The sequence below is a fragment of the Streptomyces sp. NPDC059788 genome (genome assembly GCF_042732265.1).
In the GTDB taxonomy this organism is placed as follows: Bacteria; Actinomycetota; Actinomycetes; order Streptomycetales; family Streptomycetaceae; genus Streptomyces.
This window is the reverse complement of sequence record NZ_JBHWHY010000061.1, coordinates 25,896-41,083: the sequence shown is the minus strand read 5'-3', so window position 1 is coordinate 41,083 and position 15,188 is coordinate 25,896. Positions and strand designations below refer to the sequence as shown.

General features: G+C 70.5%; 12 protein-coding genes. 2 read left to right on the top strand and 10 right to left on the bottom strand.

All coding sequences use genetic code 11. The features are described from left to right. The first annotated feature begins 49 nt into the window (after window positions 1-49). Window positions 50-1,165, top strand: coding sequence for a mechanosensitive ion channel family protein (locus tag ACFV57_RS37200; RefSeq protein WP_385241813.1), 1,116 nt, complete (start codon window positions 50-52; stop codon window positions 1,163-1,165). 37 nt (window positions 1,166-1,202) lie between these two features. Here ACFV57_RS37200 and ACFV57_RS37195 read toward each other — a convergent pair whose 3' ends face one another. From ACFV57_RS37195 to ACFV57_RS37180, 4 genes are all read right to left on the bottom strand, one after another. Then, window positions 1,203-2,804: a Na+/H+ antiporter gene (locus tag ACFV57_RS37195; protein ID WP_385241810.1), complete on the bottom strand. Its 1,602-nt coding sequence runs from the start codon at window positions 2,802-2,804 to the stop codon at window positions 1,203-1,205. A 150-nt stretch (window positions 2,805-2,954) separates the two neighbouring features. Beyond that, window positions 2,955-3,896, bottom strand: a complete 942-nt coding sequence (locus ACFV57_RS37190) for an RluA family pseudouridine synthase (RefSeq protein ID WP_385241808.1) — start codon at window positions 3,894-3,896, stop codon at window positions 2,955-2,957. 80 nt (window positions 3,897-3,976) lie between these two features. Beyond that, on the bottom strand, window positions 3,977-4,660 hold the full coding sequence (gene lspA / locus ACFV57_RS37185) for a signal peptidase II (RefSeq protein ID WP_385241805.1): 684 nt from the start codon (window positions 4,658-4,660) through the stop codon (window positions 3,977-3,979). Between the two features lie 160 nt (window positions 4,661-4,820). After that, on the bottom strand, window positions 4,821-5,723 hold the full coding sequence (locus ACFV57_RS37180; RefSeq protein ID WP_385241802.1) for a TraR/DksA C4-type zinc finger protein: 903 nt from the start codon (window positions 5,721-5,723) through the stop codon (window positions 4,821-4,823). Window positions 5,724-6,335: 612 nt separating this feature from the next. On the opposite strand from ACFV57_RS37180, the gene ileS reads away from it, so the two are divergent. Continuing rightward, complete coding sequence (gene ileS / locus ACFV57_RS37175) at window positions 6,336-9,476, top strand: isoleucine--tRNA ligase (RefSeq protein WP_385241799.1); 3,141 nt, start codon at window positions 6,336-6,338, stop codon at window positions 9,474-9,476. Between the two features lie 420 nt (window positions 9,477-9,896). Here ileS and ACFV57_RS37170 read toward each other — a convergent pair whose 3' ends face one another. The 6 genes from ACFV57_RS37170 to ftsZ all read right to left on the bottom strand — a co-directional run bounded on the left by ACFV57_RS37170 (window position 9,897) and on the right by ftsZ (window position 14,916). Further along, window positions 9,897-11,027: a DivIVA domain-containing protein gene (locus ACFV57_RS37170; protein WP_385241796.1), complete on the bottom strand. Its 1,131-nt coding sequence runs from the start codon at window positions 11,025-11,027 to the stop codon at window positions 9,897-9,899. A gap of 49 nt (window positions 11,028-11,076) precedes the next feature. Then, window positions 11,077-11,370 (bottom strand): YggT family protein, encoded by a 294-nt coding sequence (locus tag ACFV57_RS37165; RefSeq protein WP_030676138.1) that lies wholly within the window; start codon window positions 11,368-11,370, stop codon window positions 11,077-11,079. A 70-nt stretch (window positions 11,371-11,440) separates the two neighbouring features. After that, on the bottom strand, window positions 11,441-12,061 hold the full coding sequence (locus tag ACFV57_RS37160; RefSeq protein WP_030024677.1) for a cell division protein SepF: 621 nt from the start codon (window positions 12,059-12,061) through the stop codon (window positions 11,441-11,443). 124 nt (window positions 12,062-12,185) lie between these two features. Beyond that, window positions 12,186-12,920 carry a YggS family pyridoxal phosphate-dependent enzyme gene (locus ACFV57_RS37155; protein WP_385241793.1) on the bottom strand — a complete coding sequence of 245 codons (735 nt, stop codon included), beginning with the start codon at window positions 12,918-12,920 and terminating at the stop codon, window positions 12,186-12,188. A 3-nt stretch (window positions 12,921-12,923) separates the two neighbouring features. After that, window positions 12,924-13,673 carry a peptidoglycan editing factor PgeF gene (gene pgeF, locus ACFV57_RS37150; RefSeq protein ID WP_385241790.1) on the bottom strand — a complete coding sequence of 250 codons (750 nt, stop codon included), beginning with the start codon at window positions 13,671-13,673 and terminating at the stop codon, window positions 12,924-12,926. A gap of 13 nt (window positions 13,674-13,686) precedes the next feature. Beyond that, window positions 13,687-14,916, bottom strand: coding sequence for a cell division protein FtsZ (gene ftsZ, locus ACFV57_RS37145; RefSeq protein WP_385241787.1), 1,230 nt, complete (start codon window positions 14,914-14,916; stop codon window positions 13,687-13,689). Window positions 14,917-15,188: the final 272 nt, after the last annotated feature.

Sequence of the window (15,188 nt, the reverse complement as noted above, 5' to 3'; positions counted from 1 at the left end):
GTAGGAACCGGCACGAAGCTGACCACAAAATAGGAGGACCGCGGTGTCCATGGAGGACGTGCTTCGTCCGCTCATCGTCGTAGGCGGCTCGATAGTCGTGACGCTCATCCTGGGCTGGCTGGCCGATCTGGCACTGCGCCGGGCCGACACGGCCCGCCCGGACACGCCACTGTGGGGCCTGCTGCGGCGCTGCCGCGTCCCCCTGCAAGTGGTCATGGTGACCGCCCTGCTGCGCGGCTTCTACGACCGGACCGGCCTGGAGTTCATCGAGGACCACGAGGCCGGGCTCGGCCAGATCCTCTCCCTGATACTGATCGCGGCCACCGCCTGGCTCGCCATCCGCGCGTCGGCGGCCATCGTGGAGTCCTCGTACTCCCGCTACGCGGCGGGCGCGCGGGACGCCGCCCGGGTCCGGCGGGTGCGTACGCAGGTCACACTGATCCAGCGGGTGGTCACGGCGGTCGTCATCGTCGTCGCCGCGGCCTCGATGCTGCTGACCTTCCCCCGGATGCAGACCGTCGGCCAGTCCATGCTGGCCTCGGCCGGGCTGGTCGGCATCGTCGCCGGTGTGGCGGCGCAGTCCACGCTCGGCAACCTCTTCGCGGGCCTGCAGATCGCCTTCGGCGACATGGTCCGCATCGGTGACACGGTGGTCGTGGACAAGGAGTGGGGCACGGTCGAGGAGATCACCCTGACCTTCCTGACCGTACGGACCTGGGACGAGCGGCGGATCACCATGCCCGTGTCGTACTTCACCAGCAAGCCGTTCGAGAACTGGTCGCGCGGCGGCGCGCAGATGACCGGCACGGTCTTCTTCCACCTCGACCACGCGGCGCCGGTGGAGAAGATGCGGCAGCGGCTGCACGAGATCCTGCAGAACAGCACCGACTGGGACGGCCGCGGCTGGAGCCTGGTGGTGACCGACACCACGCCCACCACGATCCAGGTGCGCGCCCTGGTCACCGCCCGGGACTCGGACGCCATCTGGTCGGTGCGCTGCGAGGTCCGCGAGCGGATGATCGACTGGCTGCGCGCCGAGCACCCGTACGCGCTGCCGCGGGTCGCCACCAGCGTCGCCCCCGACGGCGGGCAGGACACCGCCCGGCTGACGGACGGGGAACGGCGCCCGGGGACGCTGGACAAGGGGCCCGGCCTGGACGGCTGACGGGGCGGGGCGCGATACCGCACCCCGCCTCCCGGGCCTACGGCAGCGGCGCGCCCCGCAGGCTGCGCATGTCCAGCTGGCGCAGCACCCGGTCCACGATCTCCGGGTCGGCGCCCGGCTCGCTGCGCGCCGACAGCACCTCGTGGCGGGCCGCCGAGAGCATCTCGCTCTGGATGCGCTGCACCTTCTTCATCCGGGTGATGCGCTTTTCGAAGTTCTCCCGCCGGTCGTCGTCCACGATGTCCGGCGCGATGCGCGCGCCCATGTCGTACGCGCGCCGGGTGAGCTGCTCGCTGATCTCCTCCGGCAGCTCCTCGACCTCCAGGATCTCCTTCAGCCGCCGCTTGGAGGCCTTGATCACCCGCAGCGCCAGCTCGTGCTCCAGCTTCTCCTCGGCCTCCGAGTCGGCCCGTACCCGCAGCTTCTTGACGAGCGTGGGCAGCGACAGGCCCTGGATGACGAGCCCGGAGAGCACCACGGCGAAGGCGATGAAGAGGATCTCGTCGCGGGCCGGGAAGTCGGCGCCGCCGTCGATCGTGTACGGGATGGCCAGCGCCAGCGCGACGGACGCCACTCCGCGCATCCCGGACCACCACATGATCAGGGTCTCCCGCCAGCTCAGCGGGATGTCCTCGTCGAAGTCGCGGCGCTTGTGCATCCGCTTGGCCAGCCAGGCGGCCGGCAGCAGCCACAGCAGCCGGACGCCCACCACGACCACCACGACGGCGGCCCCGACGCCGAGCATCTCGCCCCAGCGGCCGGAGGCCACCTTGATCACGTTGTGCAGCTCCAGGCCGATCAGCCCGAAGGCGACGCCGGTGACGAGGGTGTCGACGATCTCCCAGAAGGTGTAGCCGGCCAGCCGGCCCATCACGTCGTCGGCGTCCACCGCGTACTCGGCGATGAACAGCGCGGTGGTCAGCACCGCCAGCACCCCGGAGCCCTCGAACTCCTCGGCGAGGACGTACGCGACGAACGGCACCAGCAGCGTCAGGCCGATCTGCAGCGTCGGGTCGCCCAGCAGTCCCATCAGCTTGTTGGTGGCCCAGCCCAGCACCAGCCCGACCGCTATCGCGACCACCGCGGACAGCACCAGCGAGCCGACCGCGGAGGGCACCGAGAAGGAGCCGCTGACGGCGGCGGCGAGCGCGACGTGGTAGAGGACGATCGCGGTGACGTCGTTGAACAGGCCCTCGCCCTCCAGGATGGAGACCATGCGGCGGGGCAGCCCCAGCTTGCCGGCGACGGCGGTCGCGGCGACCGGGTCGGGCGGCGCGACGAGGGCGCCGAGCACCACCGCGGCGGCGATCGGCATACCGGGCACGATGGCGTGCGCCACCGCGGCGACGGCGGCCGTGGTCGCGAAGACCAGGGCCACCGCCAGCAGGAAGATGGGCCGGATGTTGGCCGTGAACTGCCGCCAGGAGGTGCGCTGCACGGCGGCGTAGAGCAGCGGTGGCAGGACCAGCGGGAGGATGAACTCCGGCGGTACCTCGACGTTCGGCACGAACGGCAGCAGTGCCAGCACCGCGCCCGCGAGCGTCATCAGGACCGGCGACGGCAGGCCCAGCCGGTCACCGACCGGGACCATGACCACGGCCCCGAGAAGTAGGACGAACATCAGGGCCAGCTGGTCCACGGTGGCTGCACTCCGGGGTCGAAATCGATCACGTTCCGACACAAGCCTGCCATGAAGCGCGTAAAAACCGCTCGGACGAGCGGTCCGGCCGCTCGGCCGTCTGGTCTACCGGGGCCGGTCGCCCTGGCCGCCCGCCCGGCGGCGTCGGGCTCAGGCGCTCTCGGCGCGCACCCGGTCCAGGGCGCGCTGGAGGTCGTCCGGATAGGCGCTCTCGAACTCCACCCACTGGCCGTCGGCCGGGTGCTCGAAGCCCAGCCGCATCGCGTGCAGCCACTGCCGGGTCAGGCCCAGCCGCTTGGCGAGCGTCGGGTCGGCGCCGTATGTCAGGTCGCCGACGCACGGGTGGCGGTGCGCGGACATGTGGACCCGGATCTGGTGGGTGCGGCCGGTCTCCAGCTTGATGTCCAGCAGGCTGGCCGCCCGGAACGCCTCGATGAGGTCGTAGTGCGTGACCGACGGCTTGCCGTCGGCGGTCACCGCCCACTTGTAGTCGTGCTGCGGATGGCGGCCGATGGGGCCGTCGATCGTGCCGCTCATCGGGTCCGGGTGGCCCTGCACCAGCGCGTGGTAGCGCTTGTCGACCGTACGCTCCCGGAACTGCTGCTTGAGCAGGGTGTACGCGCGCTCGGACTTGGCCACCACCATCAGACCGGAGGTGCCGACATCGAGGCGGTGCACGATGCCCTGGCGCTCGGCGGCGCCGGAGGTCGAGATGCGAAAGCCCGCCGCGGCCAGCCCGCCGATGACGGTGGTGCCCGTCCAGCCGGGGCTCGGGTGGGCGGCGACGCCGACCGGCTTGACGATGACCACGATGTCGTCGTCGTCATGCACGATCTCCATGCCCTCGACGGGCTCGGCGACGATCTCCACCGGCGGCGCGGCCTGCGGCATCTCCACTTCCAGCCAGGCACCGCCGTGCACCCGCTCGGACTTCATGACTTCGGCGCCGTCCACCCGGACCTTCCCGCCGGCCGCCAGCTCGGCGGCCTTCGTACGGGAGAAGCCGAACATGCGGGCCAGCGCGGCGTCGACGCGCTCGCCCTCCAGGCCGTCCGGTACGGGCAGGGTGCGGATCTCGGGAATCGTGCTCACATCACCGAGTATGTCAGCCCGCTGTGACAACTCGGCCGGCCCCGGTCGCCGGGAGCCCGTACGGCACCCGGGCCCGCCCGTCAGTCCTTGTGGACCGTGCCGTCCGGGTCCAGACCGCGGAAGGACAGGATCACGATCAGGACGCCGCCGCAGACGATCGCCGAGTCCGCGAGATTGAAGACCGCGAAGTGGGTGGGCGCGATGAAGTCCACCACCGCGCCCTCGAAGACGCCGGGCGTACGGAAGATCCGGTCGGTGAGGTTGCCGAAGGCGCCGCCCAGCAGCAGACCGAGCGCGATGCCCCACGGCAGGCTGTAGAGCTTGCGGGCGATCCGGATGATCACCACGATCACGATCGCCGCGATGATGGTGAGGAAGATCGTCAGTGCCTCGCCGATGCTGAAGGCGGCACCACGGTTGCGGATCACCTCCAGCCGCAGCAGCGAGCCGATCACCTCGATGGGGGCGTGGTGCTCCAGCTTGGCGACGACCAGCGCCTTGCTGCCCAGGTCGAGGAGGTAGACGACGGCCGCGACCAGGAACAGCGTGCCGATCCGCCGCTTGCCCCTGCCCTTGGCCGGGCTCTCGGCGGCGCTCGCGCCCGCCTCGCCGGACGCGCCTTCGGCACGGCCCTCGTCGTCCGGCCGCCGCTCCCGCGACGCCGTCCCTTCGGCGTTCCCCCCGGTCGCCGGTACCGCCGCCGATCTCGGCTCGGAATCCGGCCCGGTCTCCGGCGTACCGGTGATGCGCTCCGCCTCTGCCACGTTGTGAGCCCCTCAGCCCGTCGAATCCCGCACGCCAGGCCGCCCCCGGCTGAGCACGAGGGTACGGCACAGGCGTACGGACACCGCCGGTAAGGGGGCCGCCCGCCGCGGAGATTCCCCACGGGGCGTCCCGGCCCGACCGTCGGGCGGCCCGCGGTCCCTACCGGCGCTCCTGCTTCTGCTTGCACTCCACACACAGCGTCGCCCGGGGGAACGCCTGCATCCGGGCCTTGCCGATCGGCTTGCCGCAGTTCTCGCACAGGCCGTACGTGCCCGCCTCCAGCCGCTCCAGCGCGCGCTCGGTCTGCAGCAGCATCTCGCGCGCGTTGGAGGCCAGTGCCATCTCGTGCTCGCGGGTGATGTTCTTGCTGCCGGTGTCGGCCTCGTCGCCGGTGCCCTCGCCGGAGTCCCGCATCAGACCGGCGAGCGCGTCCTCGGACGCCTCGATCTCCGTCCGCAGCCTGGCGATGTCGTCGTCCAGTTCCGCGCGGGCCTCGGCGACCTCGGCCGGCGTCCAGGGGTCCTCGCCGGGCCGTACGGCCAGCTCGCCCGGTTGCGCGGAACGGGCCTTGGGCACCGGACCGGCCCGGCCGGCCTGCTCCGCCTCGGCGGTCGGCGCGCCGCCCGGAGTCTGCTTCTCCACCACCGTCTTGGCTCCCGTCTTCTTCGCGGGCACCGCCTTCTCGGCAGGTGCGGTCTTCTTGGCCGCTTTCCTGGGAGCGGCCTTCCGGGCCGCGGGCCCGCCGTCCGCAGGGGGCTCCGCGGCCGCTGTCACCGCTTTCACCGTCTTCTTCGCCGCGGCCTTCTTGCCCGGCGCCTTCTTCTTCGCCGGTGCCTTCTTCGCCGACGACTTCCCGGCCGTCTTCCCGGCTGCCGTCTTCCCGGCTGCCGTCTTCCCGGCGGGCGGCTCCTCCGCCACCCCGTCCGGGGCATCCGGAACGGCCTGCGTGCTCATCGCCGTCGCGGCGGACACCCGTTTCTTCGCCGCGGGCCCTGGTTTCTGGGCCGCGGCCTTCCCGGCATCCGCCGTGCTGTGCTCCGCGGCGGTCTTCTTCGCCACCATGGCCGCGACCCCTTCACGTATGTGATCATGCTCGCGAATCGTGACCGGAACGATAAATCGCCTCAAGGCACGCGGCAACGGGACGCACCGCCCTTTCCCACCCGGTCTCCCCCGCGGGAGCCCGGTCTGCATCCGTTGTGCCCCCCTGCCCGCCCGGTAATCCGGCAGCCCACGGCCCGCGCGGACGCCGCCGCCGGACGCCCGCCACGCGGCCGCCGACTCCCGCGCCCTGCGTATCGCCATTCGGGTCACGCCCTCGGCGCCCGCTACCTCACTCGGCGCAGCCCGTGAAACCGGTCGGTCCGCACCGTCGGTGCCCCGTACACTGGGCCGAGCGAAAGGCGTGGATGGGACGAGTAGCGTCGTACGCGGCCATGAGCGATCCGGGGACGGTGCGAGCCCGGAGGCAAGCGCGATGTGAAGATCACCCCGGAGCCGCCGGAAGAAAGCCACGGGCCCCGCAGACGGCCCGCCGGCGAGTAGAACCGGCCTCGCGACCCCAATGAGGGGGCGGTGGAGCGCGCACCGCCAAGGAGGGTGGTACCGCGGGAGCCGAGGCTCTCGTCCCTCCGGACGGAGAACTCAGCAGGTGTCCGCCGGAGGAACGCCCCGATGTCACAGCCTCAGTACCGCCAGGTGCCCGCCCAGGTAGACCTGCCCGCCCTTGAGCACGCGGTGCTCGATTTCTGGCGCGAGCAGAAGGTCTTCGACCGTACCCTCCAGCAGTCCGAGGGACGGCCCGAATGGGTCTTCTACGAAGGCCCGCCGACCGCGAACGGCATGCCCGGCGCCCACCACATCGAAGCCCGCGTCTTCAAGGACGTCTTCCCCCGCTTCCGCACGATGCGGGGCTACCACGTCGGCCGCAAGGCCGGCTGGGACTGCCACGGCCTGCCGGTCGAGCTGGCCGTCGAGAAGGAGCTGGGCTTCAACGGCAAGAAGGACATCGAGGCGTACGGCATCGCCGAGTTCAACGCCAAGTGCCGCGAGTCGGTGACCCGCCACACCGACGCCTTCGCCGAGCTCACCACCCGGATGGGTTACTGGACGGACCTGGACGACCCGTACCGCACCATGGACCCCGACTACATCCAGTCGGTCTGGTGGTCCCTCAAGCAGATCTTCGACAAGGGCCTGCTGGCGCAGGACCACCGCGTCGCCCCCTGGTGCCCCCGCTGCGGCACCGGCCTCTCCGACCACGAGCTGGCCCAGGGCTACGAGACCGTCGTCGACCCCTCCGTCTTCGTCCGCCTCCCCCTCACCTCGGGCCCGCTGGCCGGCGAGGCGGCCCTCCTCATCTGGACGACCACCCCCTGGACGCTGGTCTCCAACACGGCGGTCGCCGCCCACCCCGACGTCACCTACGTCGTGGCCACCGACGGCCGGGAGAACCTGGTCGTCGCCGAGCCCCTCCTCGAAAAGGCCCTCGGCGAAGGCTGGACCACGACCGGCCGGACCTTCACCGGCCGCGACATGGAACGCTGGGCCTACCGCCGCCCCTTCGACCTCGTCGAGCTGGAAGACGCCAACTTCGTCGTCAACGCCGACTACGTCACCACCGAGGACGGTACGGGCCTGGTCCACCAGGCCCCGGCCTTCGGTGAGGACGACCTCAAGACCTGCCGCGGCTACGGCCTGCCGGTCGTCAACCCGGTGCGCCCGGACGGCACCTTCGAGGAGGACCTCGCCCTCATCGGCGGCCAGTTCTTCAAGAAGGCCGACGAGCACCTCGTCGCGGACCTCGACGCCCGCGGCCTGCTCTTCCGCCACCTCGCCTACGAGCACAGCTACCCGCACTGCTGGCGCTGCCACACCGCCCTGCTCTACTACGCCCAGCCGTCGTGGTACATCCGCACCACCGCGGTCAAGGACGCCCTGCTGCGCGAGAACGAGCACACCAACTGGTTCCCCGAGTCGGTCAAGCACGGCCGCTTCGGCGACTGGCTGAACAACAACATCGACTGGGCCCTGTCCCGCAACCGCTACTGGGGCACCCCGCTCCCCATCTGGCGCTGCGCCGAGGACCACCTCACCTGCGTAGGCTCCCTCGCCGAGCTCACCGACCTCACCGGCACCGACCAGTCCGGCCTGGACCCCCACCGCCCGTACATCGACGCCGTCACCTTCCCCTGCCCCACCTGCCAGGGCACCGCGACGCGCGTCCCCGAGGTCATCGACGCCTGGTACGACTCGGGCTCCATGCCCTTCGCCCAGTGGGGCTACCCGTACAAGAACAAGGAACTGTTCGAGAAGCGCTACCCCGCACAGTTCATCTCCGAGGCCATCGACCAGACCCGCGGCTGGTTCTACACCCTGATGGCCGTCGGCACCCTCGTCTTCGACAAGTCCTCCTACGAGAACGTCGTCTGCCTGGGCCACATCCTCGCCGAGGACGGCCGCAAGATGTCCAAGCACCTGGGCAACACCCTCGACCCGATCCCGCTGATGGACCAGCACGGCGCCGACGCGGTCCGCTGGTTCATGGCGGCGGGCGGCTCCCCCTGGGCGGCCCGCCGCGTAGGCCACGGCACCATCCAGGAAGTGGTCCGCAAGACCCTCCTCACCTACTGGAACACGGTCGCCTTCCAAGCCCTGTACGCCCGCACCTCCAACTGGGCCCCGAGCGCGTCCGACCCCGCCCCGGCCGACCGCCCGCTCCTCGACCGCTGGCTCCTGTCCGAACTGAACGCCCTCACCCAGGGCGTCACCGAAGCCCTCGAAAGCTACGACACCCAGCGCGCCGGCAAGCTGCTGTCCTCCTTCGTCGACGACCTCTCCAACTGGTACGTACGCCGCTCCCGCCGCCGCTTCTGGCAGGGCGACAAGGCGGCCCTGCGCACCCTCCACGAGGTCATCGAGACGGTCACCCGCCTGATGGCCCCCATCACCCCGTTCATCACCGAACGGGTCTGGCAGGACCTGGTCGTCCCGGTCACCCCCGACGCCCCCGACTCGGTGCACCTCTCCACGTGGCCCGAGGCGGACCGGTCGGCGATCGACCCCGAGCTGTCGAAGCACATGCTCCTGGTACGGCGCCTGGTGGAACTGGGCCGTGCCACCCGCGCGGAGTCCGGCGTCAAGACCCGCCAGCCCCTCTCCCGCGCCCTGGTCGCGGCCAGCGGCTTCGAAGCCCTCTCCCCCGAGCTGCGCACCCAGATCACCGAGGAACTGAACGTCTCCACCCTCGCCTCCCTCTCCGAGGTGGGCGGCTCCCTGGTGGACACCACGGCCAAGGCCAACTTCCGGGCCCTCGGCAAGCGCTTCGGCAAGGGCGTCCAGGCAGTGGCCAAGGCCATCACCGCGGCCGACGCGGCAGCCCTCTCCCTCGCCCTGCGCGAGGGCACGGCAACCGTCACCGTCGACGGCGAAACGGTCGCCCTCACCCCCGACGAGGTCATCATCACCGAGACCCCGCGCGAGGGCTGGTCGGTGGCCTCCGACGCCGGCGCCACCGTCGCCCTCGACCTGGAAATCACCCCGGACCTGCGCCGCGCCGGCCTGGCCCGCGACGCGATCCGCCTCATCCAGGAGGCCCGCAAGAACAGCGGCCTGGACGTGGCCGACCGAATCGCCCTGCGCTGGCAGACCACCGACGAAGAGGTCCGCACCGCCCTGACCGACCACCGGTCCCTCATCTCCGACGAGGTCCTGGCCACAGACTTCACCCAGGAGGAGGCCGACAACACGTACGGCCCCGCCTTCGAGGACGAGGCCCTGGCCCTGACCTTCCGCCTGCGGAAGACGGAGGCGTAACAACACACACAGGCACGAAACGGCCCCCGACACGCTGCGTGTCGGGGGCCGTTCACGTACCCGTACGGCGTTTCCATGACACACCAGCCCAAATGACACGGAAAGCCGCCCCACGGCGCGGGGCTCGGGTCCACGCAGGGGTCTCCCCGCAGAGCAGCCGGGTATCTGGGTTCACTACTACGTCACCGATGACGTACACGGTGTCGTGGGGGCGCCCCCGGCCGAAGGCTGGGGAGAGTGACCCCTGCGGGGACCCGAGCCCCCCACCCACCGAACCGACAGCGCACAACGCGCACCCCCACAGCACCAGGCCAGACCAACGCAAAAGGCCGGGCCCCCGGGGGAAACTCCCCGGGGACCCGGCCCTGATTGCCGACTACGCACCACGCGCGGACGACTACGCGCGAAGCGCGCCTCCGCTCAGTTGTCGTCCTCGTCGATGAGGAACCCACGCATCGGCGACGGCGCCTGCTGCATCGGCTGCTGACCCTGCGGCCGCACCGGAGCCATCGGCTGCGTCATGGCCGGCGACATCTGCTGCTGCCCGCCGTACGACGGAGCGCTGCCCGAGCCACCACCGTGACCGCCCATCGACTGCCCGCCGCCCATGGAGTGGTTGCCACCCATGGACCCCGCACCGGCCGACGCCATCGACGGCGACGGCGGCAGCGAGGCGGTCGCCGGCGTCCGCGGCGGTGCCAGCGAGTCGTCGGCCTGGTTCTCCAGCTGGCGCAGCTGGCTCTCCAGGTAGGACTTCAGCCGCGTACGGTACTCGCGCTCGAAGCCGCGCAGGTCCTCGACCTTGCGCTCCAGCGTGGCGCGGGCCGACTCCAGCGAGCCCATCGCGACGCGGTGCTTCTCCTGCGCGTCCCGCTCCAGCGCGTCCGCCTTGGCACGGGCGTCCCGCTCCAGACCCTCCGCACGCGAGCGCGCCTCACCCACGATCTTGTTGGCCTCGGAACGGGCCTCCGCGATCGCCTGGTCGGCGGTCTGCTGTGCGAGCGAGAGCACGCGGGCGGCGCTGTCGCCGCCCGGACCCTGGCCCGGCTGCGGCAGCTGCGGGCCGCCGTGCCCACCGGGACCGCCCATCGGGCCGCCCAGCGGACCGCCGGGACCCATCGGGCCGGGACCGTGCGGGCCCTGCGGGCCGGGGCCGTGGCCACCGGGCCCGGCCGGGAGCTGCGGCGCTCCTCCGGTCAGCTGCGGTGGGCCGCCCAACTGCTGCTGTTGCTGCTGTTGCTGCGGCGGCACCGGCTGCGGTCCGGATATGGCGGCGGGCACAGGAGCGCCGGGCCTGCCCTGCTGGTGCTGCTGCTGGTCCTGTTGCTGCTGCTGGTCCTGCTGCTTGCGCATGTTCTGCTGCTGGTTCTGCGCGGCGGCTCGCGTCGCGGCGGCCAGCTTGGCTCGCAGGTCCTCGTTTTCCCGCAGCAGACGGGTCAGTTCGGCTTCGACCTCATCGAGGAAGGCATCGACCTCGTCCTCGTCATAGCCTTCTCGGAGGCGGACGGTCGTGAACTGCTTGTTCCGCACGTCCTCGGGGGTCAACGGCATCTCTACTTCACCTCAACGTAGTCGTCGGCAATCGGCAAGACCGTATCGTTCACACCAACAACACCGACCTCACGACGGTGATCAGGATGTAGACGATGATCATCAATACGAAGAAGGACAGGTCGAGCGCCACGCCCCCGAGACGCAGCGGCGGAATGACCCGCCGCAAGAGCTTGAGTGGCGGATCAGTGACAGTGTAGGTGGCCTCCAGAACGACCACCATTGGCTTGCCGGGTTGCCATGAACGGGCGAACTGGAAGACATAGTCCATCACCAGCCGGAAGATCAACACGATGAGGAAGCAGTACAACGCGATGTAGATCACCTGTCCAGCGATGCTCATCTGCGGTGCCCTCTCCCCTTGCCATGCTGTCGTGTTGGGCCTTTCGGCCCGGTGTGCCCGGTGTTGCGTCTCAGCTCTGGTTGAAGAACCCGCCCTCTGCGATGCGGGCCTTGTCCTCCGCCGTGACATCGACGTTAGCAGGCGACAACAGGAACACCTTCTGCGTCACCCGCTCGATGCTGCCGTGCAGGCCGAAGACGAGTCCGGCCGCAAAGTCGACAAGTCGCTTCGCGTCCGTGTCGTCCATCTCCGTGAGATTCATGATCACCGGAGTGCCCTCACGGAAGTGTTCCCCGATGGTACGGGCTTCGTTGTAGGTCCGGGGGTGCAGCGTGGTGATGCGGTAGGGCTCCCGCTCGGACACAACCTTGGGCATGATCACCGGTGCGTTCTTCTCCAGATTCGGACGGTCGGGTGTGATGGACGCCACGGGGGCGATTCGGGCGGGTCGTCCGCTTTCGGCAGCCAGGGGAGCGGACTCACGCTGCGCGGGCGGCTGGGCGACTCGGACGGGTTCGTCCCGTTCCGGGTGCGGCTCGGTGGGTACTTGGGTCTGCTGTCGCCGCCCCCGTTCGGGCTCCGGGTCAAGCTCGGGCTCGAACTCGTCGTCGGGGTCGAATCCCCGGCCGTCGTACCCATCGTCCTCCACGAGGCCGAGGTAGACCGCCATCTTGCGCATCGCGCCGGCCATTCTCTGCGTCCTCCGCTCTGTGGTGGATCGGCTCCGTCACCGGGCGCCTTGGATCCACGCGGTCTGCCCTCCTTTTGGGGGCAATGACCATATTTTGTGCTGTGGTCCGACTTGCTTGGCGACGTTACCCGAGCCGTCGTCGGACTCCGAGTACCGCAGTGCCGACGCGCACATGTGTCGCCCCGGCGGCCACGGCTTCATCGAGGTCCGCGCTCATCCCTGCCGACACCATGTTCGCAGCAGGATGGTTCACGCGCAGGCCGGATGAGATTTCCATCAAACGCTCGAAAGCGGCCGTTTGACGTCCGGCGTAAGGGCCGGCCAGCGGAGCGACCGTCATCAGTCCGCCCAGCCGCAGCCCTTCGGCGCCGGCGATCGCGTCGGCGAGCGCCGCCACCCCGGCCGGGGCCACCCCGCCGCGGTCACCGGTCTCCTTGTGCTGCTGGTCAGCCGACTCGGCGTCAAGTGCCACCTGGATCAGGCAGCCGAGCTCACGGCCGGTCCGCACCGCTTCCTTGGAGAGTGCGGTGACCAGCCTGGCGCGGTCGACCGACTGCACGATATCGGCGTAATTGACCACAGACCGCACCTTGTTGGTCTGCAACTGACCGACGAAGTGCCAGGTAAGGGGCAGATCCGAGCACGCGGCGGCCTTCGGAGCCGCGTCCTGGTCGCGGTTCTCCGCCACATGGCGGACACCCAGTTCCGCGAGCAGCCGCACATCGCTCGCCGGGTAGGTCTTGGTGACCACGATGAGGGTCACCTCTTCACGCGCGCGGCCGGCCTTGGCGCAGGCGGTGGAGATTCGTTCCTCCACCCGCGCCAGGTTCTCGGCCAGTTCGTTCCTACGCTCCGTCACAGCTCAGCATCCCAGCCATACATAGCTCGCGAGCCGCCCGGTGGTGCGGTCGCGCCGGTACGAGAAGTGGTCCGCCGACTCCAGCGTGCAGATGTGGGAATGCTCACGCATCTGCACGCCGTACGCGGCGAGTTGGGCCCGGACCCCGGCGGCCATGTCCACCGCGGGCGTGCCCCACGAGGTGGTGGCCCACGCCTCGGGCACCGCGGCGGCGACCTCGGCGCGCATCGCCTCGGGCACCTCGTAGCACCGGCCGCAGACCGCGGGCCCGGTGCGGGCGATGACGCGGGCCGGGTCGGCGCCGAGCGCGGTCATCGCCTCGACGGTCGCCGGAACCACCCCGGCCAGCAGGCCCGGACGCCCCGCGTGGGCCGCGCCGGTCACCCCGGCCACCGGGTCGGCGAGGAGCACCGGGGTGCAGTCGGCGGTCAGGACGGCGAGGGCCAGGCCCCGGCGGGCCGTCACCACCGCGTCCACGCAAGGGATCTCGGCGTCGTCGCGCCACGGCCCGTCGACCACGGCCACGTCCCGGCCGTGCACCTGGTTCATCCACACGACCGAGGCCGGGTCCAGACCCAGCGCCTTGGCCGCCAGTTCGCGGTTGGTCCGTACCGCTCCGGGGTCGTCGCCGACCGCGCCGCCGAGGTTGAGCTCGGCATACGGAGCGGCGCTCACCCCGCCCCACCGGTCGGTGAAGGCGAAGTGCGCGCCGCTCGTTTCGTTCGTCAGCACCGGGTGCTGCTGCCCTATCACGTCGGGACTTCGGTTACTTCAGGAAGTCGGGGACGTCCAGCTCCTCGGCCGCGGTGTCCGAGTACGGACGGGCCGGCGGAACCTGCGGCGAGGCGGTCGGGGGCGGCGGCACCTCACCGAGCGGGGACGGGTCGGCCGGGGCCGGCTCCTCGTCCCGTACCGGTACCGAGCCCAGGCCGCCGAAGGACGACGACCGCGGCTCGGCCTGCGGGGCCGGGCGGCTGGGTGCCGGGGCCGGTTCCTCGCGCTTGCCGTTGTTCTGGCTGCCGAGCACGGTCTGCTGACGGGCCGGCGGCTGGCCGCCGTCGAAGCCCGCGGCGATGACGGTGACCCGGACCTCGTCGCCCAGCGCGTCGTCGATGACCGCGCCGAAGATGATGTTCGCCTCGGGGTGGGCCGCCTCGCTGACCAGTTGCGCGGCCTCGTTGATCTCGAACAGGCCGAGGTCCGAGCCGCCGGAGATGGACAGCAGCACGCCGCGCGCGCCGTCGATGGACGCCTCCAGGAGCGGCGAGGAGATCGCCATCTCCGCCGCGGCCACCGCGCGGTCGTCGCCGCGCGCCGAGCCGATGCCCATGAGGGCCGAGCCGGCCTCCGACATCACGGACTTGACGTCGGCGAAGTCGAGGTTGATCAGACCCGGGGTGGTGATCAGGTCGGTGATGCCCTGGACACCCGACAGCAGTACCTGGTCCGCGGACTTGAACGCGTCGAGCACGCTCACCTGGCGGTCAGAGATGGACAGCAGTCGGTCGTTGGGAATCACGATGAGGGTGTCGACCTCGTCGCGCAGGCCGGCGATGCCGTCCTCGGCCTGGTTCGCGCGGCGACGGCCCTCGAAGGTGAACGGGCGGGTGACCACACCGATCGTCAGGGCGCCGAGCGAACGGGCGATGTTGGCGACGACGGGGGCGCCGCCGGTGCCGGTGCCGCCGCCCTCTCCCGCGGTCACGAAGACCATGTCGGCCCCCTTGAGGACCTCCTCGATCTCCTCGCGGTGGTCCTCGGCCGCCTTGCGGCCGACGTCGGGGTTGGCGCCTGCGCCCAGACCACGGGTGAGTTCCCGGCCGACGTCCAGCTTGACGTCGGCGTCGCTCATCAGCAGGGCCTGTGCATCGGTGTTGATCGCGATGAACTCGACGCCCTTGAGCCCGACCTCGATCATCCGGTTGATGGCGTTCACGCCACCGCCGCCGATGCCGACGACCTTGATGACTGCGAGGTAGTTCTGCGGTGCTGCCACGTCGAAGGCCTCTCGCCTCGAGTTACGTGTCGCCGCCGCACCGGGGTGCGGACGTCGACTGATGCCGATTGGGACGGTTCGTAGTGCCGACCCGAACCCTAACGCTGAAGTTTAGGGTTACCAGTGCCTGTGTTCCTGGGACTCTTTGGAACGAGACACTAAGTCGACAAGTGGCGCACGTTCAACGAACACGCCGAACCTCCCGTTTTTCTTTTCACCCTATGTGATCACCCATAGTGGTAGCCATCCAGGGTGCTGGCCTGCGGGTACGC